The 25,479-nt window shown below is 61.6% G+C and carries 24 protein-coding genes and 1 tRNA gene; 14 read left to right on the top strand and 11 right to left on the bottom strand.

Annotated features, from left to right (window positions below; genetic code table 11):
• Positions 1 to 48: 48 nt before the first annotated feature.
• The 4 genes from E4Z66_RS15795 to E4Z66_RS15780 form a co-directional block, all read right to left on the bottom strand.
• A complete protein-coding gene (locus tag E4Z66_RS15795) occupies positions 49 to 393 on the bottom strand; it encodes a hypothetical protein (protein ID WP_246036046.1) in 345 nt (114 codons plus the stop codon).
• A gap of 150 nt (positions 394 to 543) precedes the next feature.
• A complete protein-coding gene (locus tag E4Z66_RS15790) occupies positions 544 to 1,476 on the bottom strand; it encodes a formylglycine-generating enzyme family protein (RefSeq protein WP_136464015.1) in 933 nt (310 codons plus the stop codon).
• A 7-nt stretch (positions 1,477 to 1,483) separates the two neighbouring features.
• Positions 1,484 to 2,188, bottom strand: coding sequence for a response regulator transcription factor (locus E4Z66_RS15785; RefSeq protein ID WP_136464014.1), 705 nt, complete (start codon positions 2,186 to 2,188; stop codon positions 1,484 to 1,486).
• On the bottom strand, positions 2,185 to 4,086 hold the full coding sequence (locus tag E4Z66_RS15780; protein WP_136464013.1) for a PAS-domain containing protein: 1,902 nt from the start codon (positions 4,084 to 4,086) through the stop codon (positions 2,185 to 2,187). Before E4Z66_RS15780 ends, E4Z66_RS15785 begins: the two co-directional genes overlap by 4 nt.
• Before the next feature lie 175 nt (positions 4,087 to 4,261).
• On the opposite strand from E4Z66_RS15780, the gene E4Z66_RS15775 reads away from it, so the two are divergent.
• Complete coding sequence (locus E4Z66_RS15775) at positions 4,262 to 6,232, top strand: AMP-binding protein (protein WP_136464012.1); 1,971 nt, start codon at positions 4,262 to 4,264, stop codon at positions 6,230 to 6,232.
• A 41-nt stretch (positions 6,233 to 6,273) separates the two neighbouring features.
• On the opposite strand, the gene E4Z66_RS15770 is transcribed toward E4Z66_RS15775, so the two are convergent.
• Positions 6,274 to 6,459 carry a hypothetical protein gene (locus E4Z66_RS15770; RefSeq protein WP_136464011.1) on the bottom strand — a complete coding sequence of 62 codons (186 nt, stop codon included), beginning with the start codon at positions 6,457 to 6,459 and terminating at the stop codon, positions 6,274 to 6,276.
• Positions 6,460 to 6,547: 88 nt separating this feature from the next.
• Between E4Z66_RS15770 and E4Z66_RS15765 the strand changes: the two genes are divergently transcribed.
• The 3 genes from E4Z66_RS15765 to E4Z66_RS15760 are packed head-to-tail and all read left to right on the top strand — an operon-like array spanning position 6,548 to position 8,496.
• The gene (locus tag E4Z66_RS15765) at positions 6,548 to 7,366 is read left to right on the top strand and encodes an ABC transporter ATP-binding protein (RefSeq protein WP_136464010.1); all 819 of its coding nucleotides are present in this window, start codon (positions 6,548 to 6,550) and stop codon (positions 7,364 to 7,366) included.
• Entirely contained in the window at positions 7,359 to 7,499 is a 141-nt protein-coding gene (locus tag E4Z66_RS19695; RefSeq protein WP_168797821.1) for a hypothetical protein, read from the top strand. The genes E4Z66_RS15765 and E4Z66_RS19695 overlap by 8 nt, the downstream gene beginning before the upstream one ends.
• Positions 7,492 to 8,496: a branched-chain amino acid ABC transporter permease gene (locus E4Z66_RS15760; protein WP_136464009.1), complete on the top strand. Its 1,005-nt coding sequence runs from the start codon at positions 7,492 to 7,494 to the stop codon at positions 8,494 to 8,496. Before E4Z66_RS19695 ends, E4Z66_RS15760 begins: the two co-directional genes overlap by 8 nt.
• Positions 8,497 to 8,529: 33 nt before the next feature.
• Here E4Z66_RS15760 and E4Z66_RS15755 read toward each other — a convergent pair whose 3' ends face one another.
• Positions 8,530 to 8,889 carry an SHOCT domain-containing protein gene (locus tag E4Z66_RS15755; RefSeq protein WP_136464008.1) on the bottom strand — a complete coding sequence of 120 codons (360 nt, stop codon included), beginning with the start codon at positions 8,887 to 8,889 and terminating at the stop codon, positions 8,530 to 8,532.
• A 102-nt stretch (positions 8,890 to 8,991) separates the two neighbouring features.
• On the opposite strand from E4Z66_RS15755, the gene E4Z66_RS15750 reads away from it, so the two are divergent.
• The 5 genes from E4Z66_RS15750 to E4Z66_RS15730 all read left to right on the top strand — a co-directional run bounded on the left by E4Z66_RS15750 (position 8,992) and on the right by E4Z66_RS15730 (position 13,817).
• Entirely contained in the window at positions 8,992 to 9,234 is a 243-nt protein-coding gene (locus tag E4Z66_RS15750) for a hypothetical protein (protein WP_136464007.1), read from the top strand.
• On the top strand, positions 9,235 to 10,311 hold the full coding sequence (locus E4Z66_RS15745; protein WP_136464006.1) for a branched-chain amino acid ABC transporter permease: 1,077 nt from the start codon (positions 9,235 to 9,237) through the stop codon (positions 10,309 to 10,311).
• Positions 10,312 to 10,373: 62 nt separating this feature from the next.
• Positions 10,374 to 11,651 (top strand): ABC transporter substrate-binding protein, encoded by a 1,278-nt coding sequence (locus tag E4Z66_RS15740; protein WP_136464005.1) that lies wholly within the window; start codon positions 10,374 to 10,376, stop codon positions 11,649 to 11,651.
• Positions 11,652 to 11,726: 75 nt separating this feature from the next.
• Entirely contained in the window at positions 11,727 to 12,551 is an 825-nt protein-coding gene (locus tag E4Z66_RS15735; protein ID WP_136464004.1) for an ABC transporter ATP-binding protein, read from the top strand.
• A 39-nt stretch (positions 12,552 to 12,590) separates the two neighbouring features.
• Complete coding sequence (locus E4Z66_RS15730; protein WP_136464003.1) at positions 12,591 to 13,817, top strand: phenylacetate--CoA ligase family protein; 1,227 nt, start codon at positions 12,591 to 12,593, stop codon at positions 13,815 to 13,817.
• 83 nt (positions 13,818 to 13,900) lie between these two features.
• On the opposite strand, the gene E4Z66_RS15725 is transcribed toward E4Z66_RS15730, so the two are convergent.
• Both E4Z66_RS15725 and E4Z66_RS15720 read right to left on the bottom strand, forming a co-directional pair.
• The gene (locus E4Z66_RS15725) at positions 13,901 to 14,539 is read right to left on the bottom strand and encodes an NADH-quinone oxidoreductase subunit E (protein ID WP_168797820.1); all 639 of its coding nucleotides are present in this window, start codon (positions 14,537 to 14,539) and stop codon (positions 13,901 to 13,903) included.
• Position 14,540: 1 nt separating this feature from the next.
• Positions 14,541 to 16,751, bottom strand: a complete 2,211-nt coding sequence (locus tag E4Z66_RS15720; RefSeq protein ID WP_136464002.1) for an OmpA family protein — start codon at positions 16,749 to 16,751, stop codon at positions 14,541 to 14,543.
• 396 nt (positions 16,752 to 17,147) lie between these two features.
• Here E4Z66_RS15720 and E4Z66_RS15715 point away from each other — a divergent pair, with 396 nt between their 5' ends.
• Complete coding sequence (locus E4Z66_RS15715) at positions 17,148 to 18,734, top strand: ABC transporter permease (RefSeq protein WP_246036057.1); 1,587 nt, start codon at positions 17,148 to 17,150, stop codon at positions 18,732 to 18,734.
• Between the two features lie 84 nt (positions 18,735 to 18,818).
• Here E4Z66_RS15715 and E4Z66_RS15710 read toward each other — a convergent pair whose 3' ends face one another.
• From E4Z66_RS15710 to E4Z66_RS15700, 3 genes are all read right to left on the bottom strand, one after another.
• Positions 18,819 to 19,835 (bottom strand): extracellular solute-binding protein, encoded by a 1,017-nt coding sequence (locus tag E4Z66_RS15710; protein WP_136464000.1) that lies wholly within the window; start codon positions 19,833 to 19,835, stop codon positions 18,819 to 18,821.
• A gap of 193 nt (positions 19,836 to 20,028) precedes the next feature.
• Positions 20,029 to 20,154 carry a type B 50S ribosomal protein L36 gene (gene ykgO / locus E4Z66_RS15705; RefSeq protein ID WP_068338904.1) on the bottom strand — a complete coding sequence of 42 codons (126 nt, stop codon included), beginning with the start codon at positions 20,152 to 20,154 and terminating at the stop codon, positions 20,029 to 20,031.
• Positions 20,155 to 20,249: 95 nt separating this feature from the next.
• Positions 20,250 to 20,324, bottom strand: a tRNA-Val gene (locus E4Z66_RS15700).
• 144 nt (positions 20,325 to 20,468) lie between these two features.
• On the opposite strand from E4Z66_RS15700, the gene E4Z66_RS15695 reads away from it, so the two are divergent.
• The 4 genes from E4Z66_RS15695 to E4Z66_RS15680 all read left to right on the top strand — a co-directional run bounded on the left by E4Z66_RS15695 (position 20,469) and on the right by E4Z66_RS15680 (position 25,398).
• The gene (locus tag E4Z66_RS15695) at positions 20,469 to 21,329 is read left to right on the top strand and encodes an N-formylglutamate amidohydrolase (protein ID WP_136463999.1); all 861 of its coding nucleotides are present in this window, start codon (positions 20,469 to 20,471) and stop codon (positions 21,327 to 21,329) included.
• A 75-nt stretch (positions 21,330 to 21,404) separates the two neighbouring features.
• The gene (gene gpmI, locus E4Z66_RS15690) at positions 21,405 to 22,916 is read left to right on the top strand and encodes a 2,3-bisphosphoglycerate-independent phosphoglycerate mutase (RefSeq protein ID WP_136463998.1); all 1,512 of its coding nucleotides are present in this window, start codon (positions 21,405 to 21,407) and stop codon (positions 22,914 to 22,916) included.
• Positions 22,913 to 24,046, top strand: coding sequence for a murein hydrolase activator EnvC family protein (locus E4Z66_RS15685; protein ID WP_136463997.1), 1,134 nt, complete (start codon positions 22,913 to 22,915; stop codon positions 24,044 to 24,046). The genes gpmI and E4Z66_RS15685 overlap by 4 nt, the downstream gene beginning before the upstream one ends.
• Before the next feature lie 8 nt (positions 24,047 to 24,054).
• Positions 24,055 to 25,398 (top strand): S41 family peptidase, encoded by a 1,344-nt coding sequence (locus tag E4Z66_RS15680; protein WP_136463996.1) that lies wholly within the window; start codon positions 24,055 to 24,057, stop codon positions 25,396 to 25,398.
• The last annotated feature ends 81 nt before the right edge of the window (positions 25,399 to 25,479 follow it).

Below are 25,479 nucleotides of genomic sequence, written 5' to 3'. Positions count from 1 at the left end.
TAAGGATCAAACGAAGGCGGGCGCACCCAGTGCGCCCGCTTTGTCGTTCTACTGATTGCTATCGATCCAGCGGCTCATCAGTTTGCGATCCTTGAAGCACTCATTGGGCACCGACCGGCGCTTGATCCGGGCGATCCGTTCGGCAAAGGCCACCTGTTTGGAAGACGGGTAATTCGCAAAGCGTGACGGCGCCTGATCCTTGTTCTTGTCGATCCAGCGGGACAGCCGCGCGCGATCCACAAGCGCCGCATCCGGAACCGCGATCTTCTTTCGGGCCGCGATCTGATGTGCAAAGCGCAGTTGCTTCTCGGACACCGGAAGGCGGTGGTAATCATTGCTGTCCGCCACATCCGTCACTGGGCGTGGATTAGAAAAATCAAACGTCATCTGCATATCTCGCCCTCCTTCTGGGGTTCATTAACAATATAGAACAAAATAAGAACATTGCAAGTTGATGTAGAAGGTCGCGCCTTCACCACAAGATGTGGGGTGAATTCGTTAACCTTCAAGATTATCCACAAGGGGTTGTGATCGGCGCTTCAGCTAGCGCGCATCCCAGACGACGCGAAATCCGTGATGCGGCGCAGCGCTATCCGGCGAATTTCCCGAACGCGCGGCGATCCGGTAACGGAAGCAATAGGACCGGTGGCAAAGAAAGCTGCCGCCCTTCGACAGCTTATAGCCTTTCATCCCTGCAAGCCGTTGTTTCACATGAGCTTTAAGGGATTTGACCCGATAGGGTTCGCTCGTCCATTCCCAGACATTCCCGACCATGTTGTAAAGGCCATAGCCATTGGGCGCGAAAGAGCGCGCAGGCGCGGTGTTGTGCCAGCCATCCGCATCCGTGTTCCGCGTCGGAAACTGGCCTTGCCAAATGTTACAAGGAAAGTGGTCCGTGTCGTTCGGCGGCGCATCGCCCCAAGGATATGGCACATCGCCCAATCCGCCCCGGGCGGCATGTTCCCACTCTGCCTCTGTCGGCAAACGCCCGCCCGCCCAGGTCGCAAAGGCCCGGGCATCGGCCCAGCTGACCTGCGTGACCGGATGATCGTCGGGCGCGTTGGTGCCGGGGCCATTCGGGCACCGCCAATCCGCGCCGTCGACCCGCCGCCACCATTCCAGCCCATCGATGCCAAGGGTCGGTCCGGTCCCGTCCGGCACATCCGTATGAAACACGAAAGACCAGCCGAACCTCTCTGCTTCCGTCACATATCCTGTGGCCGTGACGAAGGCTTGGAATTCGGCCCGCGTGACGCTGGTGCGCCCGATTTCGAACGGTTTCACCCGCACGTGACGCGGCGGGGATTCGCCATCGTCCGGTATTCCCGGCGTCGCCGTGCCGACAAGTGCTTTGCCGCCGGGAATGGGCACCTTGTCGAAGCTCAGCCTGCAGGGCGCGTCCTGCACAGGTGCGGTATCGGGCGCGGGGTCGGGCGCGGAGTCTTCGCGGTTCGGTCCGCAGCAGGTCTGACTCATTGCGCGCCTACCCCCACACCACATCGCCCAAGAAGATATACCCCGCGCCATAGATCGTCTTGATCAGCCGCGGATTCTTCGGGTCTTCGCCCAACTTCGTCCGCAGGCGCGAAATCCGCACATCCATCGCACGGTCAAAGCTTTCGCCTGCAGTGCCGCCAAGCGCGTCAAGCATCTGCGCCCGGCTGATCAGACGTTTGGGGCTGGTCAGGAACAGACGAAGCACTTCTGCCTCCGCATGGGACAGCGTCTTTTCCTCGCCCGCATTACTGGTCAGGGCGTAGCTGTCGAAATTCGCGGTCCAGCCGTTGAACCGTGCATGATCTCCGGTTTCAGACGCCGCATTGGGACGACGCAGGCGCGCGCGGATGCGGGCCACGACCTCTGCCGGATCGAAGGGCTTGGTGATGTAGTCGTCCGCGCCAAGTTCCAACCCGGCGATCCTGTCCTGCACTTGCGCACGGCCAGAGACGATGATGACGATCGCCCCTTCCTCCAATGCAAGGCGATGCACCACCGCAAGCCCATCCGTGTCGGGAAGGGACAGATCGACAAGGCACACATCGGGACGGTGACTTCTTAGCGCGGCCTCGAAATCGCGGGCGCGGCCATGGGTCTGGGTGCGAAAGCCCGCCTCGCGCAGTGTTTCCGCCAGCAACGTCCGAATCTCTGGCTCGTCATCGAGGATTGAAATCAGCGGGGCGGTATTCATGCCGGAACGTCCAGTGCCAACAAATCTGCAAGGTCCTGCGCAGAAAATGGCTTTTGCAGCACGGGCGCAAGCGTGCTGGCGTCCTGATGCAGCGGATCGTCAGCAGGAAGGGAGGTCATCAGGATCATCACCGGCCCCGTCACGGCGGTGGAGCGGGCCAGATCGACCCCGGTCGCTTCGCCCGCCAGTTTAAGATCGGACAGGATCAGCGCGATATCCGGCACGGCCTCCAGCAATGAGGCGGCTTCTTCGACCGACGTGGCCTCGATCACCGCATGGCCGAGGCTGGTCAGCATCTCGCGTGTGCCAGAGCGAAGATCGGCGTCGTCCTCTACCAGCAGCACCAACCCACCAGAGACCGAAGGCGCCTCGCGCAGCGGCAGGCGCAGGGTGACGCGGGCGCCCGTGGGTTCGACGTTGTGAAGCTCCAGCGTTCCCCCGGCAAGTTGCGTCATGTCATAGACCATGGGCAGCCCCAGCCCGGACCCATCGCTGCCCTTCGTGGTGTAAAACGGCTCCAACGCGCGTTCGATCACGGTTGGCGAGAATCCCGGCCCGTCATCGGTGACCGAAAGCTCGACCCAGGACTGCCCGACAAGTTTGGCATTCAGCTGGATATGGCCGGGCGTTCCACAGGCGTCGCGCGCGTTCAGGATCAGATTCAAAACCGCGTCCTGCAGCATCCCCGGATCAAGCAGCAGGGGCGTCTTGGGCAGGTCGAGGTCCAGATCAAGACGCAGACCATCCGGCAGGGTCGAGCGCGCCAGCATCGCAATATCCAGCAACACGCGGTCCAGTTGCGTCGCGCGGGGGCGGTAGGGCCGGGCGGCGGTCATATCGCCAATCCGGTCCAGCAGCGCGCCGCCCCGCTTGGTCGCGGCAAGCGTGCCATCCACCAATGCCGCGGCCCCTTCGGGCAAGTTCTCCATCCGTTTCAGACGCCCCTGCAGCCCAAGAATGATGGTCAAAAGGTTGGAAAAATCATGGGCAAGGCCGGACGTCATCTGCGCCGCCAGATTCCGTCGGCGGGTTTGCTGCAATGCGGCCCGCGCTTGGGTTTCTTCGGTGATATCCATCGACAGGATATAAAAACCGCCATGCCCATCGGGGGTAAACGCCACGCGGATGCGCCGGGCCGACGGGGTATAGGTAAATTCGAACACCGAACGCTCTCCTCGATAGGCCGCTTCCATATGGGGCGCAATATGCAGATACGCCCCTTCTCCCAGCGCGTCGCGCAAGGTCAGCCCGATGATATGGGAGGGCCGCCCCGGCATGATCGACGACAAACGACGGTTGGAATAGGTGTAAATCCCGCTACGATCGACATGGGCAATATGGGCGGGCATCATCTCTGCCGTCAGCCGGATCTGCGCTTCGGAGCGGGTCAATTGCCGCTTCGTTTCTTCCAGCGCGGTGATGGTCGCCGCCAGTTTTCGGTTGGTGCTGGCCAGTTCTTCGGCCCGCGACAGTAGCTCGCCGCTCAATTCCTCGGACCGGGTGCGCAACAGCGTTTCCTGCGCCTTGGACTGCGAAATATCGGTATAGACCGTCACCCACCCACCTTGGGGCAAGGGCGATCCCTCCACCGAAATCGTACGGCCATTGGCACGGGTGCGCTCCATGTAATGCGGCTCGAACGCGCTGGCTTGCTCGACGCGCTCGGCCACGAAGCTTTCGACATCGTCGATTGGCCCGTACTCGCCCGTCACCACCAAATGCCGGATCGTTTCATCGAACCGCGCGCCGGGCGTGACCAACGCATCGGGCAGATTGAACATCTGCTGAAACGGCGCGTTGCACACGGAAAGGCGCAAACGGTCGTCATAAATCGACAGGGCCTGCGCGATCAGATTCAGCCCGGCGGTCGTTACTTCCATGCGGCGTTTGTCGTCCATAAGCCGCTTGATGCACCCCGCGCGCAGGCTCGGCAAGGGGGCGGGGGCTTGTAACAATTCGTTGGGATTTGGAAATCATGCGGAAAAAGTTGACGTACAGCGTGCTTTCATCGTCTTCTTTCGGGAAGAAGAACCGCTTTGGCGGTCGACGCCAAAAGGCGATGGGAGGAAAATTGTGGGAACGCCGACATCTGGCGCGGAAGGGCTTCGGTCCATTCCGGCGCTGTTGCATCGCAACGCCAAGACACTTGCTGACAAGCCAGCATATCGCGAAAAGGAATTCGGGATATGGCAAAGCTGGACATGGTCCGAAGCCGAAACCGAGATTGAGAACCTCGCACTTGGGCTTCTGAACCTTGGCGTGGCCGAAGGCGATTTCATCGCCATTATCGGGCGTAACCGTCCCTATATGTATTGGGGTATGGTCGCCGCGCAGATGGTCGGGGCCATTCCGGTACCGCTGTACAACGACGCTGTCGCCGAAGAGATGGCCTATGTTCTGGACCATTGCGGCGCGCGCTTTGTCATCGTCAGCGATCAGGAACAGGTCGACAAGGTGATCGAGGTGCAAGAGAACCTGCACCAGTTCGAACACCTGATCTATCTCGACCCGCGCGGGCTGCGCAAATACGACCACACGCGCCTGCACCAGTATTCGCACATTCAGGAACAGGGCCACGCCGCGCGCGACGAACTCACGCCAGAGCTGCGCCGCCGCGAGGCCAAGCTGGACTATGACAGCACCTGCGTGATGCTCTACACATCGGGCACGACGGGGAAACCCAAAGGCGTGGTGCTGTCGAACCGCAATGTGATCGAAAGCGCGAAATCCTCGTCCGAGTTCGATGATCTGCGTCAGACCGATGACATCCTCGCCTATCTGCCTATGGCATGGGTCGGCGATTTCATCTTCTCTGTCGGGCAATCCTATTGGACTGGATTCTGCACGAACTGCCCCGAAAGCGGCGAGACGATGCAGACAGACCTGCGCGAGATCGGCCCGACCTATTTCTTTGCACCGCCGCGCGTGTTTGAAACGCAATTGACCCAGGTGATGATCCGGATGGAGGACGCGGGCAACTTCAAGCGGCGCATGTTCCACTACTTCATGGATCACGCCAAACGGGTCGGTCCCGCGCTTCTGGATGGTAAGTCTGTCGGGCTTTGGGATCGCCTCAAGTACAATCTTGGTGAGGTTCTGGTCTATGGCCCGCTGAAAAACACGCTGGGTTTCAGCCGTGTCCGTGTCGGATATACCGCCGGTGAAGCGATCGGGCCGGAGATTTTCGAATTCTACCGCTCTCTCGGGATTAACCTGAAACAGCTTTACGGCCAGACCGAAGCCACCGTTTTCATTACGGCGCAGCCCGATGGGCAGGTGCGTTCTGACACCGTTGGGGTGCCTTCGCCCGGTGTAGAAATCCGTATCGCCGAGAACGGAGAGGTCTTCTACCGCTCCCCCGGTGTGTTTGTGGAGTATTACAAGAACGCCGAAAGCACGGCGGATACCAAGGACGCGGAAGGCTGGGTCGCGACCGGGGACGCCGGGTTCATCGAACCTGATACCGGACATTTGCGGATCATCGACCGCGCCAAGGATGTGGGCAAAATGGCCGATGGGTCGATGTTCGCGCCGAAATACGTGGAAAATAAGCTCAAGTTCTATCCCAACATCCTCGAAGCCGTGGTCTTTGGGAATGGTCGGGATGAATGTACCGCCTTCATCAACATCGATCTCAGCGCGGTAGGCAACTGGGCCGAGCGGAACAACATCGCCTACGCCTCCTATCAGGAACTGGCCGGGCATCCGCAGGTGCTGGCAACGATCCAGGCCCATGTCGAAGAGGTCAACCGATCTGTCGCGCAGGACGAAATGCTGTCCGGCTGTCAGGTGCATCGCTTTGTCGTGCTGCACAAGGAACTGGATGCGGATGATGGCGAACTGACCCGCACCCGCAAAGTGCGCCGCCGTATCATCGAAGAAAAATACGACGATATCATCGCCGCGCTTTATGACGGTTCGGACAAGGTCAGCACCGTGACCGAAGTGACGTATGAGGATGGCCGCAAGGGGTCTATCTCGGCAACACTGGAAGTGCGGTCAGCCGAAACGCGCGTTGCAGCGCAGAAAATGGCGGCGGAATGAACATGTTCCGTCCGTCTGAAGTCTGGTCCCGCAGGGTCTGGTCAGACCAGATCCGGCTGGGGATTGGGCGAAAAAGCCGTGTTTACCGCTTGACCGATTCGGAACGGCGAGGAGAACCCGCACAGTTCTGTTTCGATGCTGCGTATCGCTTCCGCCCGCGTCATGCCGCGCTGCTTGCAGGCCTTCGCCATTTGCAAGAGGCAGCTATGTTCGCATTCGCTGAACATGACTGCGGTCCTTCTGCTGCTCGATACAATACACCATCGCATAGAATGGTTAACGAAATGCTGCGTCTGCACAAGGAAAATGCTGCACATGCTTGATCAAAGTGATGGATATGTGACTGAGGATGGCCGCAAGATCGGTTCCGTCGTGATGGAAATGAAGAACATCACGCTGCGGTTCGGCGGTGTGGAAGCCATCAAGAATATCTCTTTCGACATCCGCGAGGGCGAGATTCGCGCCATTATCGGCCCCAACGGTGCCGGCAAATCCTCCATGCTGAACGTGATCTCGGGCTTCTATGTCCCACAAGATGGCGAGGTCTGGTATCGCGGTGAGCGCCGCGCGCCGATGCGCCCTTACGAAGTGGCGCGGCAGGGCATCGCCCGGACCTTCCAGAATATCGCCCTGTTCGAAGGCATGAGCGTTCTCGACAACGTCATGACAGGTCGCCTGACCAAGATGAAATCGGGTCTGTTCGGGCAGGCGATCTGGAAGGGCAAGGCAGAGGCCGAAGAGGTCGCCAACCGCGAAGTGGCAGAGAAGATCATCGACTTCCTCGAGATTCAGAGCATCCGGAAAACCCCGGTTGCCCGCCTGCCTTACGGTTTGAAAAAGCGGGTCGAACTGGCGCGGGCGCTGGCATCGCAGCCGAAAATCCTGCTGCTGGACGAACCCATGGCCGGGATGAATGTCGAGGAAAAAGAGGACATGAGCCGCTTTATCCTCGATGTGAATGACGAATTCGGCACGACCATCGCGCTTATCGAACACGATATGGGCGTTGTGATGGACCTGTCCGACCGCGTTGTCGTGATGGATTACGGCAAGAAGATCGGTGACGGCACGCCGGACGAGGTCCGCGCCAACCAAGACGTGATCGACGCCTATCTGGGGGTGTCGCATGACTGACGCGATTTTCGCTGTGCTGGTATCGGCCGGGCTTGGCCTGTGCCTGCAACTCGCCGCGCAACGCACGCAGCGCCAACCTGCGCAGAACCGCCAAGCACGAAAAGCCACGGCATGGAGGACATGGAATGCCTGAACAACTCGTATTCGCGATGGAAGTGTTCCTGAACGGGCTGATGGCCGGGGTTCTGTACGCTTTGGTCGCGCTTGGCTTCGTGCTGATCTACAAGGCGTCGGGCATCTTCAACTACGCGCAGGGCGTTATGGCGCTGTTCGCAGCGATGACGCTGGTCGGCATCCAGAAAGGGCAGGTGCCCTTTGCCCACCTGATCAACGCGCTGTTCGGCGCGGACCTGCATTACTTCGGCTGGTCGGTCAATTCAGTGGTCGCCATCTGCTTTACCGTGGTCGTGATGATCGGGCTGGCGTGGATGGTGCAACGCTTCGTGTTCAGGCACCTGGTCGGGCAAGAGCCGATCATCCTGTTCATGGCGACCATCGGCCTGGCCTATTTCCTTGAGGGTGTGGCCGACCTGATGTGGGGGTCGGAGATCAAGACGCTCAATGTCTGCCTTGCCGGCGAGCTTTGCCTGCCGCAGGGGATCAATACGTGGATCGATGAAACCACCTTCAACATTTTCGACTACGGGTTCTTCATCGACAATCTGGATATCACCGCGACCATCGTGGCGATCCTGCTGGTGGCGGCGCTGATCGCGTTCAGCCAATACACCAAACAAGGCCGCGCCATGCGCGCTGTGGCCGATGACCACCAGGCGGCGCTGTCCGTTGGGGTATCGCTCAACTTCATCTGGGTTCTGGTCTGGTCCGTCGCGGGCTTTGTCGCCCTTGTTGCCGGCATCATGTGGGGCGCGAAATCGGGGGTTCAGTTCTCGCTGAGCCTGATCGCCCTTAAGGCGCTGCCGGTGCTGATGCTGGGCGGCTTCACGTCGATCCCCGGCGCGATTGTGGGTGGTCTGATCATCGGCGTGGGCGAAAAGCTGTTTGAATTCGCGATTGGTCCGATGATCGGCGGCGCGACAGAGAACTGGTTCGCCTATGTGCTGGCGCTGATCTTCCTTGTGTTCCGTCCACAAGGCCTGTTCGGGGAGAAGATCATTGAACGCGTCTGACTCCACCATCGCGCGCAACACGCGCTTTGGGGATCAGTCCTCAAGGTTCTTGAACGCCGCGACGATCACAGCCGCCGACAGCGTTGCGGTCAGCGTGAGCGCCAGCGTCAGATCGCCCAGCAGCCACGCGCCGAGCAGCGTCGTTGCGCCCGCCGCCAAAAGGCAGATCGGCAAAGCAAGCCAGATCGCGCCCTGCGCGCCTGCCCCCGGCCCGGCATCCCTGCGGATCGGCCGAGTCCTGGGCCGCGCTTCGGGCCGCGGCGCGACTTCAACGGTCGCATCCTCGACCGCCTCCAGCAAACGCGCCTTGGCATGTATGTATTCCATCTCGTCCAGCTCACCCCGCCTACGCGCGGCATCGAGCTGGCGAATTTCTCGCAACATCGCGGTCATCGCACCCACTCTCTCACCCGCGTCCGGGTATGGCAGGCAGATTTGGGCAAAATGTGGCGATCGGGAATTACCGCAAAAGCTGGTTAACGCACGAGGCGCAACATGCCCAAACTGATCGCCATCCTGAACGTCATCGCATGGTCCGGGTTCTGGGCCTTTGGATACCTGGCCCTGTCGGCGCATGTGGAACAGACCAGCCAGATGGTCACCGCTGTGCTGCTTGCCGCGCTGGGCGCGGGGGCCGGTATGTTTTGCTGGATGTGGCTGGTCCGGCACTCGGAAGCGACCGGATACGCAAAACCCGCGAACCGGGTGGAAAAGCTCTTGGAAGAGGAGACGCTGTAAATGTTTTACCGTGAGGCAGGGGATTTCAAGACCACCTATGTGGAGGACAGCCAGACCTTCCCGATCCGGTTCGACCGTTACCGGTACTATTTCGTTCTGCTCGTCGGCTTCGCCGTGCTGCCGTTCATCGTCAACGACTATTGGGTCAACGCGATCCTTGTGCCGTTCCTGATCTATTCCATCGCAGCCATCGGGCTGAACATCCTGACGGGATATTGCGGACAGGTGTCGCTGGGCACGGGTGGGTTCATGGCCGTAGGGGCCTATGCCTGCTACAAGCTGATGACAGCTTTTCCAGACATATCCATCGTGATCCACATCCTGCTTGCGGGCGGTGTGACGGCGGCGGTGGGTACGCTGTTCGGCCTGCCATCGCTGCGCATCAAGGGTTTTTACCTTGCCGTGGCCACACTGGCGGCGCAGTTCTTCCTTGTCTGGTTGTTCAACCGCGTGCCGTGGTTCTACAACTATTCCGCTTCCGGCCAGATCAACGCGCCCGAGCGCACCGTCTTTGGCGTGCCGGTGACGGGCGCCAGTGTCGAGCCTTGGGCGATGTATATGATCTGCCTTGTCTTCGTCTTCGTCTGCGGGGTGCTGGCGCGGAACCTGACGCGTGGTTCCATCGGGCGCGAGTGGATGGCGATCCGCGACATGGACATCGCGGCAGAGATCATCGGGGTGAACCCCCTGCGGGCCAAACTGACGGCCTTCGCGGTCAGTTCGTTCTTTGTCGGGATTTCCGGGGCGCTGTTCTTTTCCGTCTATCTTGGCGCGGTCGAGGTTGGTGAAGCCTTCGGCATCCAGAAATCCTTTATCGTGCTCTTCATGATCATCATTGGCGGTCTGGGGTCCATCTTCGGCTCCTTCGCCGGTGCGGCGTTCCTTGTCGTGCTGCCGGTGGTGCTGAAGCTGATCGGCGTGGACCTGCTCGGATGGCCGACAGACATCGTCGCACATTTCCAACTCGTGATCGTCGGCGGGCTGATCATCATGTTCCTGATCCTGGAACCGCACGGCCTGGCGCAATTGTGGCGGGTGGCCAAAGAGAAACTACGGCTCTGGCCATTCCCGCACTGAATGTGCGGGGCGCATCAAAGCGCCCTGCGCGACATCGGATAAACCAAGGGAGGAGAGACCCGATGAAGAAGCTAGCAACCTATACGGTGGCCACCATGATGGCAGCCGCCCCCGCGATGGCGGATCTTGTGTTCCCGTCGCTCAGCTATCGGACGGGGCCCTATGCGGCGGGTGGTATCCCGTTCGCGGATGGCTATGCGGATTATTTCACTCTGCTGAACGAACGCGATGGCGGCATCGGCGGTGTGATGACGCGCGTTGTGGAATGCGAAACTGGCTACAACACCGAAAAGGGTGTGGAATGCTATGAATCGACCAAGGGCGAAGGCGCGCTGGTCTATCAACCGCTGTCCACCGGCATCACCTATCAGCTGATCCCGAAAACCACCGCCGACAATATCCCGATGCACACGCTGGGTTATGGCCGGACCTCTGCCAAGAATGGCGGCGTCTTCAGCCACACCTTCAACTTCCCGGCAAACTACTGGGATGGCGCGTCGGGGGCGATCAACTACCTGCTCGAGATCAATAACGGCGACATCAACGGCAAGAAGATCGCGCTGGTCTATCACAACTCCGCCTATGGCAAGGAGCCGATCCGCACACTCGAAGGTCTGGCTGAAAAGCACGGCTTCGAGTTGCTGCTGCTGCCGGTCGATCACCCCGGTCAGGAACAGAAGTCGCAATGGCTGCAAATCCGCCGTGAGCGTCCGGACAATGTGATCATGTACGGCTGGGGCGTGATGAACCAAGTCGCGATTCAGGAAGCCGCGAACATCCGTTTCCCGATGGAAAACTTCATCGGCATCTGGTGGTCCGGTGGCGAGCATGACGTGATGCCCGCGGGCGCTGCGGCCGATGGTTACAAGGCGCTGACCTTCCACAATGTCGGCAAGGACTTCCCGGTATTCGACGACCTCCAGAAATACGTCGTGGATGCGGGCAAAGCCGCTGGCGCGGGCGATCAGGTCGGGAACGTCCTGTATAACCGTGGCATGTACGCCGCGATGCTGGCGGCCGAAGCGACCAAGGAAGCACAGAAAATCCATGGTGTCGCGGATATCACCCCGGCGATGATGCGTGACGGTCTGGAAGCCCTGGAAATGACAGCCGAGCGTATGGAAAGCATCGGTTTGCCGAACTTTGGACCGACCTTCAAAGCGTCCTGTGAAAACCACGGCGGTGACGGCCTTGTGGGCGTTGTCGAATGGGATGCGGACAGCAAGTCCTGGTCGCTGATTTCGGACTTCAAACCGACAGATGCCGACATCATCGCGCCGCTGATCGAAGAAGACAGTGCGTCCTATGCCTCCGAAGCGGGCATCGAGCCGCGCTGCTGATCGAACACATCCCGGCGGCGGGGCGTATCCTGCCGCCGGACCCAAGACGAGTTTCCAACGAGAGGCGTGACACCCATGCTGGATGCGACCGACACAAAACAGGCCGTACTTGAGGTCAACAATATCGAGGTGATCTACAATCACGTGATCCTCGTGCTGAAAGGCGTGTCCTTGACGGTTCCGAAGGGCGGGATCACCGCGCTTTTGGGCGGCAACGGCGCGGGCAAGACCACCACGCTCAAGGCGATTTCGGGGCTGCTGGCCAGCGAACGCGGCGAGGTCACCAAAGGGTCGATCCATTATGGCGGCAAGCCGACCACGGATATGGATCCGGCGGATCTGGTGAAGCTTGGCGTCGTGCAGGTCATGGAAGGGCGCCACTGCTTTGAACACCTGACGGTAGAGGAAAACCTGCTGACCGGGGCCTACACCCGGACGGACGGGGCCGCCGCCATCGCCCAGGACCTTGAGATGGTCTACAACTATTTTCCGCGTCTGCGAGAGCGGCGCAAAAGCCAGGCGGGCTATACCTCCGGCGGCGAACAACAGATGTGCGCCATTGGCCGCGCGCTCATGAGCCGCCCCGAAACGATCCTGCTGGACGAGCCGTCGATGGGCCTTGCCCCGCAGCTGGTCGAGCAGATTTTCGAGATCGTCAAATCCGTGAACGAGAACGAAGGCGTGACCTTCCTGCTGGCCGAACAGAATACGAATGTGGCGCTACGCTTTGCGCATCATGGCTACATTCTGGAATCGGGTCGCGTTGTGATGGAAGGCCCGGCAGCAGAGTTGCGTGAGAACCCCGACGTCAAGGAATTCTATCTTGGCATGTCGGATGAGGGCCGCAAATCGTTCCGCGACGTGCGCTCTTATCGCCGCCGCAAGCGTTGGCTCAGCTAACGGCGCGACAATGACTTCAGGAATAGTGGAACAGGGCAGATGCAGGACGTTTCCTTTTACGATGACTTAGAAACCCGCAGTGCCGACCAGCGCGCGAAGGATCTGCGAACCGCCTTGCCCGATCAGATCGGGCGTGCGCGGGCCATGGCGGGCTATGCGGCGACGCTGCAAGATGTCGATCCGATGGCAATCCGCACGCCAGAGGATCTGGCAAGCCTTCCGGTTCTGCGCAAATCCGACCTTGGCGCAGCGCAGAAGGCCGCGCCGCCCTTCGGCGGGTTCACCTCAGGTGTCAGCCAGTTCAGCCACATCTTCCAAAGCCCCGGCCCGATCTATGAGCCGGGCAGCCACGACAGCAAGGATTGGTGGCGATTTGCCCGCTTTCTGCATGCGGCGGGGTTCACCTCCAGCGACGTGGTGCAGAACTGCTTTTCCTATCACCTGACCCCTGCGGGCATCATGTTCGAGAACGGCGCCATCGCTCTTGGGGCCGGGGTGCTTCCGGCGGGTACGGGCCAGACGGAACTGCAAGTGCGCGCCGCTGCGGATATCGGCTGCACCGCCTATGCGGGCACGCCCGACTATCTGAAGATCATTCTCGACAAGGCCGACGAGATGGGAGAGCGGCTGCGGTTCACCAAGGCGGCAGTGGGCGGCGGGGCGCTTTTCCCAAGCCTGCGGCAGGAATATGCGGATCGCGGCATCTCGTGCCTGCAATGCTATGGCACCGCCGATCTGGGCAACATCGCTTATGAAAGCGCCGCGCAAGAAGGCATGATCGTGGACGAAGGGGTGATCATCGAAATCGTCACGCCCGGCACCGGGGATCCCGTGGCCGAAGGCGAGGTCGGCGAGGTGCTGGTCACGACGCTGAACCCCGATTATCCGCTGATCCGGTTCGCCACAGGCGATCTGAGCGCGATCATGCCGGGCAAAAGCCCCTGCGGGCGTACGAATATGCGCATCAAGGGCTGGATGGGCCGTGCCGATCAGACGACCAAGATCAAGGGCATGTTCGTCCGGCCCGAACAGGTCGCCGCCCTCGTCGCCAAGCACGATGAAATCGTCAAGGCGCGGGTCATTGCGGGCCGCGCTGGCGAACAGGACACGATGACCGTGCAGATCGAAGCGACTGGCGGCGATGCCGAGGTCTTTGGAAAAACGGTGCAAGAGGTTTTGAAACTGCGCGGCGCGGTCGAAATCGTCGCGCCGGGGGCGCTGCCCAAAGATGGGCTCGTGATCGAGGATACCCGCAGCTACGATTAAGACGCGGCGGCACGGCTAAAAGACAAAGGGCGGGGAAAATCCCCGCCCTTTTTCATGCCCGAAAGGGCCGGATCACGTCACGCTTAGTAGACGTTGCCCTTATCGACTTTCTGCGAAAACTCGGTTTCGCCGCCAGCAGCCAGCAATGCCGCCTGCTCAACCCAGTTGTCGCGGGTCACGCGGCCATTGAAACCTTCGAGGTTCGCATCGACCCACGCCACTTCGGCATCAGTCCATTTCGCGATCTGATCGAAGTGCCAGAAGCCCAGCTTGTTGCACAGCGCCTCCATCTTCGGACCAATCCCCTTGATCCGCTTCAGATCGTCTGCGGTCCCGCCGCGCGGTGCGTCCAGCGTTTCCGGCTTCACCCCTTCGGCAAGGCCTTCGACGACGCCATCGCCGTCATAGTCGCCTTCCAGTGCCTCGGGCCGTGTTCCGGTGTCGGCCACAACCGGCTCTGCCACTTCGGTGACTGCAGCGCTCGCCGCCGGAGCGGAAGCCGCAGCCAGTTTGGCGCGCAGATCCGCGATTTCGCCATCCTTATCGGCGTGTTTGGCACGGCAGGCGTCAAGATCGGCCCGCAGGCGGTCTGCCTCGCCATTATCGATGTTCACCTCGGACCGGCGGCCCCAAATGATCCAGCCCGCGATAAGTCCGATGAGGGCCGCCAACGCAAGCAGTACCCAGATTTCGGTCAACAAGAATCCCCATTCACGAAACATGTTACTCTCCTGCGTTCGTGGTGTTGTCTTTATCGGCTGCCGCGTCTGCGCCAGCCTCTGGCTCTGCCGCAGCTTCTTCTGCTTCTGCGACAGGTTCATACCAAGTGATTGTGGTCCGGCGGTTCGCGGCACGCCCTTCGGCGGTTTCGTTATCCGCGATGGGCTGATCTTCCCCATAGCCGGTTGCGGTGATGTCGGCCTCGGCAACGCCGCGGGCGATCAGGGCCGCGCGGACGGCTTCAGCCCGCGATTGCGACAGTTGCCGGTTCAGATCATCGCCGCCCTGGCTATCGGTGTGCCCACCGATTTCGACATTCAAATCCGTCTCGGCAAGGCACTTGCGGACGATTGCGGCAACGGCATTGACCGCGCGCACCGACTGCGCATCCAGTTGGGCAGAGCCCGACACGAAGTTGATCTTGTCATCTTGCAGGGCTGCTGTGGACTGTGCCTCGCAGGTTTCCGCATCCGACACGAAATCAAGCACCGGAAGCCAGAAGCCATTGGTGAACCGTTCCGCCCGTCCGGTCGCCCGATTGGTGCGTGTCGCGCCATCGTCGGGCAGGTCGGTCATCGCCGTCACGGTCACGGAGGCATTGGCACCCAGCGCCTCGGTCAATCCCGCAGTAACCAAGCCTTCATCGACGCCAGGAGCCGCCGACGCGGTCACGGTGACGACATCGTCATTGCTGTTGAAGGTCATCGTTTCGAGTTCCGGCAACCAGCCTGATACGGCGTTCAGTTGCTCTGTCGCTTGCGTGGCTTCACCGATCAGGCCCTGCACCGGCTCGCCCGACACATCGGCCAGACCAAGCGCGCCCGCAATGCCCGAAAGCTCCAGCCCGGCGGGCAGTTTGCCGGATACCGACGCACCTTGATCTGCAAGATAGGTCACATCGAAATTCGGCGGCGTGCCATCATCGCGCGTCGCAATGTCGAACGTGGCCGCATACCCTTCCGGCAGATCGCCAAGCAGCGCCATTGCAGCGTCTGCTTCGGTCGGTGTTTTCGCGGTGCCGGTCAGTGTTACCTCGGTGCCAACCACGGTCAGCTTGCCGTTCTCCAGTTGCGACAAGGCTTCGGCGCCATTCGATGCCACGGTTGCGAAGCTGCCTGTCTCATCCGAAACGAAAGCGTTGCGGATACCGGTCGCGGGGCGCGTGCCAATAATCTCTGCGGCGGGTAAATCCGCCGGGAACTTGCCGGTCGGCGCAGCGCTGTCGTCACCTTTTGCCATTTCCAGCGAGAAGGGCGCACCATCATCATAGAGCGCGATATCGCTCGACGCGGAAATACCGGCTGGCAGGCCCGCCAGAAGCGCCTCGGCCTCGGCCTTGGCGTCGGGTGTGGCCGCGCCTGTCAGCGTCAGGCTGTCTTCTGTCATACGCAAAGCGCCGGAATGCAGCTTGCCAAGCGCTTCTGCACCGATCTTGGAGGCATCCGCCCACCCGTCGGTCGCAGGCGGCAGCACGGACTGCGCCAATTCGCCGTCAAAATCCCGTGCGAGAGCTTCTGTCAACGCGGAACGTTCCAACGCGGCGGGAACCTTGCCAGTCGCCGTCACTGCGCCGTCCTCGGCCAGATCCATCGCCAACCGCAGCGGGGTGCCGTCATCCAGAACGGTCACGTCGATTGACGTGTCATAGCCGTCCGGCAGATCGCTGAGCGCCGCGCGGGCGGCAGCGTCTTCGGCAGGTGTTCTGGCTGTGCCTGTCAAGGACACGGTCCGGTCGGACACATCCATAGTCCCGTCTTGAAGGGGGGCGAGCCCATCCAGACCCTGCATCACAACGCCGGTCCACGCGCTGTCCGGCGCGCCTGCCATCAGGTCCAGATCATCGGCGGCGGCACCGATACGTGCGGCCAATGTCGCGCGATCCACCTCGGTCGGGATGACGCCGGCATAGGTTACGCCGTCGGCGGTCTTGCTTGCATTGAGCGCGAAGGGGCTTGCGGTCTCCAGCACGCGCAATTCGTCGCGGACAACCCGGCGTCCCGTCACATCATTCATGGCGGCGAGGATTTGATCCCGCTCGGCCTCGCCATTGGCGACGCCGGACACAACGATGTCCCGCCCCGAAACACGGGTCATGACCGGATGAACGGTCCCTTCAGCGGCAGCGCGCGCCGCCTCTGTGACCTCGGCCTCCATTGTCTTGGCATTGTTGGTCGACCCGTACCAACCCAGCGCCCCAACGCCGAGTACGAGCACAACACCCCCTAAAATTCCTCGCACTTATCCACTCCTTACGGTCCGTGATGCGTCACCTTTATGAGAGGAGGAGAGGCCGGGTCATCAGGGAAAAGGCAACAAGTTTCCCCCTGTTTCCAGTCTGCCGCAATAAAGCGCGCCGGCCCTGTCGGAAATTCAGGCAGCCTGCGGGCAAACCGGGCATCCCGGCGCAGGGCGATCGGTCCGAGGGGGGGAAACCGCGTGCTGGCGCAGTTCGCACCGCGCCTGCGACGATATTCACAGGCAGATTGCATCCGGCGGCCTCTGGAAAACCGGAGAAAAATAGTCGAGATGTGGGCAATGGTTGAGACGACACTCACGACGCCGCGTAAATCGACGCAAAACCCGACGCCGCGCATCCTTTGGATCACCGCGATGTGCACCGCGGCGATCTGCCTGTTGCCGATGGTCGCCGTCGTGATTGCGGCGCTGACCGGCGGGACGGAGACGATCACTCATTTGGCCCAGACGGTGCTGGGGCGGTACACGGCGGCGACGGCCTCTCTTGTGGTGCTGGTGGCGCTGGGAACCTTCGCGCTGGGTGTGGGGGCCGCGTGGCTGGTCACCATGACGCGGTTCCCCGGCGCGCGCCTGCTGGAGGTGCTGTTGGTCCTGCCGCTTGCATTCCCCGCCTATGTTCTGGCCTATGCCTATACCCATGTGTTGGACCATCCCGGCATCGTGCAAACGACCCTGCGCGACCTGACCGGGTGGGGCCCACGGGACTATTGGTTCCCGGAAATTCGCAGCCTTGGCGGGGCCGCGCTCATGCTGGTGCTGGTGCTGTATCCTTACGTATATCTGCTGGCGCGCGCGGCGTTCCTGCAGCAATCGGGCGCCACTTTCCTTGCGGCGCGCGCGCTGGGGCAATCGCCTTGGGGCGCGTTCTGGCGCGTGTCGCTGCCCTTGGCCCGTCCGGCAATCGCGGCCGGTGTCCTACTCGCGGTGATGGAGACGATCGCGGATTTCGGCACTACCGCCTATTTCGGTGTGCAGACCTTTGCGACCGGCATCTATACCGCGTGGTTCTCGCTTGCCGATCGATCCGGCGCGGCGCAACTGGCGCTGTGCCTGCTGTCCTTCGCCCTGCTTTTGGCCGTGCTGGAACGCTGGCAGCGCGGGCGCGCGCGCTATCACGAAGCCTCGCGCACCGCCCAACCGATGGAGCCGATGGAACTGCGCGGGCGATGGGGCTGGCTTGCCACCATCCTGTGCGCGACGCCGGTTCTTCTAGGGGCGATCCTGCCGATCTTCATCCTGCTGGCCATGGGGATAGGGTCAGAACAAGACCTGTTGAGCCGCCGGTATCAAGGGTTCATCCAGAATTCGCTGACCGTTGCAGCGATTGCTGCCGTGGTGACGCTGGCAGCGGCGATCTGCCTGGGCTTTCTCAAACGGCTGCGCCCGGGGCGGACCAGCAGCATCGCGATTTATATCGCACGGCTGGGCTATGCGGTGCCGGGCGGGGTCATCGCCGTGGGCTTGCTGGTGCCGTTCGCCGCGTTCGACAATGCGCTGGATGCGTTCATGCGCGCCCGGTTCGATATGTCCACGGGACTGCTGATCACCGGGTCGATCTGGCTGCTGGTCGCGGCCTATATGGTGCGCTTCCTTGCCGCCGCGCTGGGCGCATATGAGGGCGGGCAGGCCATGGTGCACGGCAATATGGACGCGGCCGCCCGTTCGCTTGGGCAGGGGCCATTGGGCACATTGCGCCGGGTGCATCTGCCGATCCTGACGCCGAGCTTGCTGACAGCGCTGCTGATCGTGTTCGTGGACGTGATGAAGGAACTGCCCGCGACGCTGATCCTGCGGCCCTTCAATTTCGACACACTCGCTGTTCAGGCGTACCGCCTGGCCAGTGACGAGCGGCTTGAGGGCGCGGCTGTGCCGAGCTTAGTGATCGTGGCGATCGGGCTGCTGCCCGTCATCCTGATTTGCCGGCAAGTCCGCCGATCCTGAGACTGCAACGAAAAAGGCCGCCCCGAAGGGCGGCCAGTCTGAGGGAGGTAGGCTGAAGCCTACCCTACTCCGGGTCGGTCCAGGTCACTCCCAGCCGACCTCGTTGAAGATTTTCTGCGCGGTGGGCACATTCCCGGCGACTTCGGACAGGTCAACCGCATCGGGACGGAACAGGCCCAGCGCCGCGACGGAGGCGCTCAGCCCCACACCCGGAACCGCTGGATACTCGTCGTTCCCGGCAGAGAAGTATTTCTGCGCCTGATCCGAGGCGAGGTATTCAAGGAACGCGATTGCGTTTTCACGGTTCGGTGCATGCGCCGCGACGCCGCCACCGGACAGGTTCATATGTGCGCCTTCGGCATTCTGCGCCGGGAAGACCCAGCCGATATTCTCCATCGCTCCCTTGTCCAGCCCCTTCACATCGGTACGGATCGCGCGCGCGAAGTAATAGGTGTTGGAGATGGAGATGTCGCACTCGCCGGAAACCAGCCCGCGCAGCTGATCGGTATCGCCGCCCTGCGGTGCCCGTGCGAAGTTATCGACAACGCCCTGCGCCCACGCCTTGGCGGCCTCTTCGCCGTGGTTTTCGATCACGGCAGACAAAAGCGTCTGGGAATACACGTTGGAGGACGAGCGGTGGCAAACCATCCCCTTATAGGCCGGGTCCGCAAGCGACAGGTAATCCATCGGCGGGTTTTCGACGTCGGTCTTGTCATAGAAGATGATCCGCGCCCGCTGCGAGAAACCAAACCACTGGTTGTCATCGTCTTGCAGGAAGTCGGGGATACGCGCTTCCAGAACATCGCTGTCCACGGATTGCAGCACGCCCGCCGCCTTGGCACGGGCAAGGCGCGACGTGTCCACTGTCAGCAGAATGTCCGCCGGAGAGTTCGCGCCCTCGGCCTGCATCCGCGTGATCAACTCATCGGCGTTGCCTTCGATCCGGTTGATCGTGATCCCGGTGGCGTCCTCGAAATCGGAATACAGACGCTCATCCGTGTCATAGTGGCGCGAGGAATAAAGGTTCAGCTCGCCCTCGGCATAGGCGGCGGTGGTCAGCGCGCTTGTCAGTGTCAGCGCGGCGGTGATTGCGATCCGCATGGGGGTCTCCCTAAATAATCTGATCGATTTTGTAGGAAACATAAGCGCGAGGCGATTGCAACTCTTTCCGACAAAATTTGTCATGATTGGGGGCGCAATCGGAAGGGGGCCGCAGCAGTGCGGATCGCAACGCCATCAGGCAAAAGAAAAGGCCGCCCCGAAGGACGGCCTGTTCAATACAGCTTTGCGCGGTTCAGCCTTGGCGGGCTTTGAACTTGCGCTGAGTCTTGTTGATCACATACACGCGGCCCTTGCGGCGCACCACGCGACAATCGCGGTGGCGGTTCTTGAGCGAGCGGAGTGAGTTGCGAACCTTCATGGCTGTCTCCTCTGCCTTGTGTGGCGCCAGAACTGGCGGGGCCACGGGGTTGATACGGGGCTTTCAGCATAGTGCCGAAAGCGGCGAAAAAGTCATGGTGGGCGGTACTGGGATCGAACCAGTGACCCCTTCGATGTCAACGAAGTGCTCTACCGCTGAGCTAACCGCCCATGCCAACACAAGTCGTGCCCCAAACAAATGGGGCGCGGAAGCCCGCGCCGGTTCGAAGGCCTATAAAAGGAGTCGTGATCGGGATCAAGGGCTTTTGGCAAATCATATTTTCAGTCTATGTTTTTTCCAAGCAAGAGGTTTCGATGACTCAGAAGGCCTATGACGTCCTGTTCCCTGAACGGCGCACATCCTGTGTCGTGTTCGCGTCGCCCCATAGCGGTCGACGCTACGCGCCGTCTTTCCTGAAATCCAGCGTACTGGACGATCACACGATCCGATCTTCGGAAGACGCCTTTGTTGATCTGTTGATCGACTCCGCGCCGCAGTTCGGTGCTGTTTTCCTGCGCGCAGAGGCCCCGCGCGCCTTCGTCGACCTGAACCGGGCGGCCGCGGAACTGGACCCGGCGTTAATCGAAGGGCTGCGGCCTCAGGCGCATAACCCGCGCGTGGCATCCGGGCTGGGCGTCGTGCCGCGCGTTGTGGCGAATGGGCGCGCGATCTATCGCGGCAAGATCCCCCTGCAAGAGGCGCAGCGGCGAATCGACAGGTTCTGGCATCCCTATCACAACCAGCTTCAAGTCCTGCTGGACGAGGCGCGCGCGCGCTGCGGTCAGGCGTTGTTGATCGACTGCCATTCCATGCCGCACGAGGCCATGGATGGCATCGCTCGCGGCGCGACTCGCCGTCCGGATGTGGTTCTGGGGGACCGCTTCGGCGCCGCCGCCCATGGCGAAATCGTGGATCGCATCGAAACCGCATTTCGCGCCGAAGGCTTCACCGTCACACGAAATTCCCCCTTCGCGGGGGCCTATATCACGCAGGCCTATGGCCGCCCGGCGCGCAAACAGCACGCGGTTCAGGTGGAAATCGACCGCTCCATCTATATGGATGAGCGCAGGATCGTGCCGAACGCCCATTTTGACGAGGTGCGCGCGCGGATTGCGCGCGTAATTGCCGAGATTGCCACAATCGGGCAGGAGCGGGTGCCACTGGCCGCGGAATAGGGGCTGAATAGGGCTTGGGATCGGCAGGCTGCGGGGGTAAACCCCGTGATGCAGGACAAGAACAGGACCGAACCCATGGGTAAGCCCGTCATATTGTGCATTCTGGATGGTTGGGGGCTGAGTGATCGGCGCGAGGGAAACGCGCCGCTGCTGGCCGACACCCCGGTCATGGATCACCTGATGGCGACCTGCCCCAACGCGACGCTGATCACGCACGGCCCGGATGTGGGTCTTCCGTCCGGGCAGATGGGCAACTCCGAAGTAGGGCATACGAATATCGGCGCGGGCCGGGTCGTGGCAATGGACCTTGGACAGATCGACCTGGCGATCGAAGACGGATCGTTCTTCGACAAACCCGCGCTGCAGGAATTCGCCGCCAAGGTCAAAGCCGCAGGTGGGCGGGCGCATATCGCTGGCCTAGCCTCGCCCGGCGGGGTGCATTCGCACCAGTCGCATATCATCGCCGCTGCCCGCGCGTTGACGGATGCGGGGCTTGAGGTCTGCGTTCATGCCATCACCGATGGCCGCGACGTGGCCCCGCAATCGGCGGCGGACCAGATCGCCGATCTGGCCGAGGATCTTCCCAAAGGCGCGCGGATCGTCACCGTCTGCGGACGGTACTTCGCGATGGATCGGGACAACCGGTGGGAACGGGTGCAACGCGCCTATGACGTGATCGTTTCCGGCAAAGCCGACAGCGCGCCGACCGCGCTGGACGGGGTCAAAGCATCCTACGCGGCGAATGTGACCGACGAGTTCATCGACCCCTTTGTGGTGGGGGACTACGCCGGGATGCAGGACAAGGATGGCCTGTTCTTCATCAACTTCCGCGCCGACCGGGCGCGCGAAATCCTCAGCGCGATCGGCGACCCCGCCTTCGACGCCTTCGACATTTCGGGCCGCCCGCAGCTGTCTGGCCTGCTGGGAATGGTGGATTACTCGGACAAGCACGACGCCTACATGACGACGGTGTTCCCCAAGCAGGATATCGTGAACACCTTGGGCGAATGGGTCGCCAAGCAGGGCAAGACCCAGTTCCGGCTGGCCGAGACAGAGAAATATCCCCACGTGACCTTCTTTCTGAATGGCGGCGAGGAAACCCCGAATGAGGGCGAGGACCGGTTCATGCCGAAATCGCCCAAGGTCGCGACCTATGATTTGCAGCCGGAGATGTCGGCGGGCGAGGTTACGGACCAGTTCGTTGCCGCAATCGAAAAGGGCTATGACCTGATTGTCACCAACTACGCCAACCCTGACATGGTGGGCCATACCGGCGATATCGATGCGGCCATGGCGGCTTGCACGGCGGTGGATCAGGGGCTGGGCCGTGTGGTCGATGCCTTGACCAAGGCGGGCGGTACGATGATCGTCACCGCCGATCACGGCAATTGCGAAACCATGATCGACCCCGAAACCGGTGGCCCGCATACGGCGCATACGCTGAACCCGGTGCCGGTGATTCTGGTCAACGGGCCCAAGGGCGCGGCGCTGCGCGACGGGCGGCTTGCCGATCTGGCGCCAACGCTGCTGGCCTTGATGGGGCTGCCCCAGCCCGATGAAATGACCGGGGAGAGCTTGCTCAAATGATCCGGCGGGCAAGCCTGCTTTTCGCGGCCTTTCTGATGGCAACGCCGTTAAGCGCGCAATCCGACATGGTCGCCGTGGCGGAGGCCGCCTTGGCGCGCCTTGAGGCCGCGACCGATCAGCTGGGCACGGCGGAAAAAGCACGCGACCGCGTTGCCGCCCTGACAGATACGATTTTGGCCTTCGAAGACGGTCTGGCCGCCATCCGCGAAGGGTTGCGCCGCGTTGCCGTGCGCGAGCGCGTTCTGTCAGAGCGTTTGCGCACGCAGGACGCTGAAATCGCGGCGCTGATGGGAGTCTTGCAGAGCCTTGGGCGCGAGAACAGTCCGACGGTTCTGTTGCACCCCGCCGGAGCTTTGGGCACCGCGCGGGCAAGTATGTTGCTGGCAGAGATGGGACCAGCCATGAACGCCCGTGCTGCGACCTTGCGCAGTGACCTGACCGAAGCCCGCAGCCTGCGCGCGCTGCAACAGGCGGCTTCTGGCCGTATCGAAGAGGGGCTTCAGCAACTTCAGGAGGCCCGCGCCGCGCTCAACACCGCGATTGCAGAACGCCAGCCGCTGCCGCAGCGCTTTACCGCCGATCCCACGCGCACCGCCATCCTGATCGCCAGCACCGAAACGCTGGAGGGATTCGCCAGCGGACTAAGCCAGATCACCGAAGACGACCCCGGCGCGGCGCTCACCATGCCCGATCCGGACGGAAATCTGCCGCTGCCGGTCAATGGCGTTCTGCTGCATGGCGCGGGCGAGGCGGACGCGGCGGGGGTCGTGCGCGAAGGCATCCTGCTGGCCACGCGGCCGCAGGCCCTGGTCACGGCGCCAACCGCCGCAACGATCCGATTTATCGGCGATCTTCTTGATCTGGGGCAGGTCGTGGTGCTTGAGCCGCGGGCCGATAGCCTGATCATCCTCGCCGGTCTGGGCCGCACCTATGGCAAGGCCGGGTTGGTGATTCCCGAAGGCGAGCCAATCGGAATGATGGGGGTTCCGGCAACGGATCGCGACGAATTGCTCTCACCAAGTAGTGAGGGGGCTGGAACTGACCGCACAGAAACGCTCTATATAGAGGTAAGACAGGATAACCGCCCTGTGGATCCAACGACGTGGTTCCGCCTTGGGCCAACGAATTAGGACAAAGCATGAAGAAATTCCTCATGGCAGCCGGTGGCGGTACGCTGGCAGGGATCATCGCCACCACGCAGATCGCCGGACCGCTTCTGGCGCAGCAAGCCGATGCCAACGCGAGTGTCTATGAACAGCTGGACCTGTTCGGCGATATTTTCGAACGTATCCGCGCTCAATATGTGGAAGAGGTCGATCCCGGTGAACTGATCGAAGCGGCAATCGACGGGATGCTGACCTCTCTCGATCCGCATTCCAGTTACCTGTCGCCCGACGATGCCAAGCAGATGCAGGTGCAGACGCGCGGCGAGTTTGGCGGCCTTGGGATCGAAGTGACGCAGGAAGAAGGCTTTGTGAAAGTCGTCTCTCCCATCGATGGCACCCCGGCGGAAGAGGCGGGCATCGAGGCCGGCGATTTCATCACCCATGTGGATAATGAAAGCGTTCTGGGCCTGTCGCTGGACGAAGCCGTCGATTTGATGCGTGGCCCCGTCGGGTCCGAGATCGTGATCACCGTCGTGCGCGAGGGCGAAAGCGAGCCGTTCGATATCTCCATCGTGCGTGACACCATCAAGCTGACGGCCGTGCGGTCGCGGACGCAGGGTGAAACCGTGGTGATGCGGATCACGACCTTTAACGATCAGACCTATCCGAACCTGAAAGAGGGGATGGAGAAAGAGATCGAAGAGGCCGGTGGCATCGATAACGTCAACGGTTTCGTCATCGATCTGCGCAACAACCCCGGCGGTTTGCTGACACAGGCGATCCGGGTGTCCGACGCTTTCCTCAACGAGGGTGAGATCGTGTCGACCCGTGGCCGCAAGCTGGAAGACGGCGAACGCTATAATGCGACGCCGGGCGATCTGGCCGAAGGCAAACCGATCGTGGTTCTGATCAATGGTGGCTCTGCCTCCGCATCGGAAATCGTCGCCGGTGCGTTGCAAGACCATCGCCGCGCCATCGTCGTGGGCACCAAGAGCTTCGGCAAAGGGTCGGTCCAGACGGTTATGCGGTTGCGGCAGGAAGGGGCCATGCGCCTGACCACCGCGCGGTATTACACGCCGTCGGGTCGGTCGATCCAGTCGCTTGGCATCAGCCCGGATATCGTCGTGGCCCAGCCGCGCCGCAACCCGGATGCCGAAGACGAGGAAGAAACGACAAACCGCTTCCAGCGCTCCGAAGCGGATTTGCGCGGCAGCCTGAAAAACGACTCGCTCAGCGAAGACGAAATTCGCCAGATCGAGGAAGATCGCGCCAAAGCCGAAGAAGCAGCGAAGCTGCGCGAGGAGGATTATCAACTGGCCTATGCCATCGACATCCTCAAAGGGCTGAGCGCGATCGGCGACGAGTTCGACAATTAATCGAAACAGTGCAAGGTTTTGCACCAAGGGCGGCCCTGAACGGGGCCGCCTTTTTTCGTCGGGGCCCGGTGTGGCGCAGAC

It is taken from the genome of Aliishimia ponticola, assembly GCF_004803475.1.
In the GTDB taxonomy this organism is placed as follows: domain Bacteria; phylum Pseudomonadota; class Alphaproteobacteria; order Rhodobacterales; family Rhodobacteraceae; genus Aliishimia; species Aliishimia ponticola.
This window is presented reverse-complemented; position numbering and strand designations above follow the sequence as displayed.

Excerpts from the sequence above, each read along its gene's own strand:
- E4Z66_RS15795 (WP_246036046.1), bottom strand. The coding sequence starts at position 393 with ATGCAGATGACGTTTGATTTTTCTAATCCACGCCCAGTGACGGATGTG.
- E4Z66_RS15790 (WP_136464015.1), bottom strand. The coding sequence starts at position 1,476 with ATGAGTCAGACCTGCTGCGGACCGAACCGCGAAGACTCCGCGCCCGAC.
- E4Z66_RS15785 (WP_136464014.1), bottom strand. The coding sequence starts at position 2,188 with ATGAATACCGCCCCGCTGATTTCAATCCTCGATGACGAGCCAGAGATT.
- E4Z66_RS15780 (WP_136464013.1), bottom strand. The coding sequence starts at position 4,086 with ATGGACGACAAACGCCGCATGGAAGTAACGACCGCCGGGCTGAATCTG.
- E4Z66_RS15770 (WP_136464011.1), bottom strand. The coding sequence starts at position 6,459 with ATGTTCAGCGAATGCGAACATAGCTGCCTCTTGCAAATGGCGAAGGCC.
- E4Z66_RS15765 (WP_136464010.1), top strand. The coding sequence starts at position 6,548 with ATGCTTGATCAAAGTGATGGATATGTGACTGAGGATGGCCGCAAGATC.
- E4Z66_RS19695 (WP_168797821.1), top strand. The coding sequence starts at position 7,359 with ATGACTGACGCGATTTTCGCTGTGCTGGTATCGGCCGGGCTTGGCCTG.
- E4Z66_RS15760 (WP_136464009.1), top strand. The coding sequence starts at position 7,492 with ATGCCTGAACAACTCGTATTCGCGATGGAAGTGTTCCTGAACGGGCTG.
- E4Z66_RS15755 (WP_136464008.1), bottom strand. The coding sequence starts at position 8,889 with ATGACCGCGATGTTGCGAGAAATTCGCCAGCTCGATGCCGCGCGTAGG.
- E4Z66_RS15750 (WP_136464007.1), top strand. The coding sequence starts at position 8,992 with ATGCCCAAACTGATCGCCATCCTGAACGTCATCGCATGGTCCGGGTTC.
- E4Z66_RS15745 (WP_136464006.1), top strand. The coding sequence starts at position 9,235 with ATGTTTTACCGTGAGGCAGGGGATTTCAAGACCACCTATGTGGAGGAC.
- E4Z66_RS15740 (WP_136464005.1), top strand. The coding sequence starts at position 10,374 with ATGAAGAAGCTAGCAACCTATACGGTGGCCACCATGATGGCAGCCGCC.
- E4Z66_RS15735 (WP_136464004.1), top strand. The coding sequence starts at position 11,727 with ATGCTGGATGCGACCGACACAAAACAGGCCGTACTTGAGGTCAACAAT.
- E4Z66_RS15730 (WP_136464003.1), top strand. The coding sequence starts at position 12,591 with ATGCAGGACGTTTCCTTTTACGATGACTTAGAAACCCGCAGTGCCGAC.
- E4Z66_RS15725 (WP_168797820.1), bottom strand. The coding sequence starts at position 14,539 with ATGTTTCGTGAATGGGGATTCTTGTTGACCGAAATCTGGGTACTGCTT.
- E4Z66_RS15715 (WP_246036057.1), top strand. The coding sequence starts at position 17,148 with ATGTGCACCGCGGCGATCTGCCTGTTGCCGATGGTCGCCGTCGTGATT.
- E4Z66_RS15710 (WP_136464000.1), bottom strand. The coding sequence starts at position 19,835 with ATGCGGATCGCAATCACCGCCGCGCTGACACTGACAAGCGCGCTGACC.
- ykgO (WP_068338904.1), bottom strand. The coding sequence starts at position 20,154 with ATGAAGGTTCGCAACTCACTCCGCTCGCTCAAGAACCGCCACCGCGAT.
- E4Z66_RS15695 (WP_136463999.1), top strand. The coding sequence starts at position 20,469 with ATGACTCAGAAGGCCTATGACGTCCTGTTCCCTGAACGGCGCACATCC.
- gpmI (WP_136463998.1), top strand. The coding sequence starts at position 21,405 with ATGGGTAAGCCCGTCATATTGTGCATTCTGGATGGTTGGGGGCTGAGT.
- E4Z66_RS15685 (WP_136463997.1), top strand. The coding sequence starts at position 22,913 with ATGATCCGGCGGGCAAGCCTGCTTTTCGCGGCCTTTCTGATGGCAACG.
- E4Z66_RS15680 (WP_136463996.1), top strand. The coding sequence starts at position 24,055 with ATGAAGAAATTCCTCATGGCAGCCGGTGGCGGTACGCTGGCAGGGATC.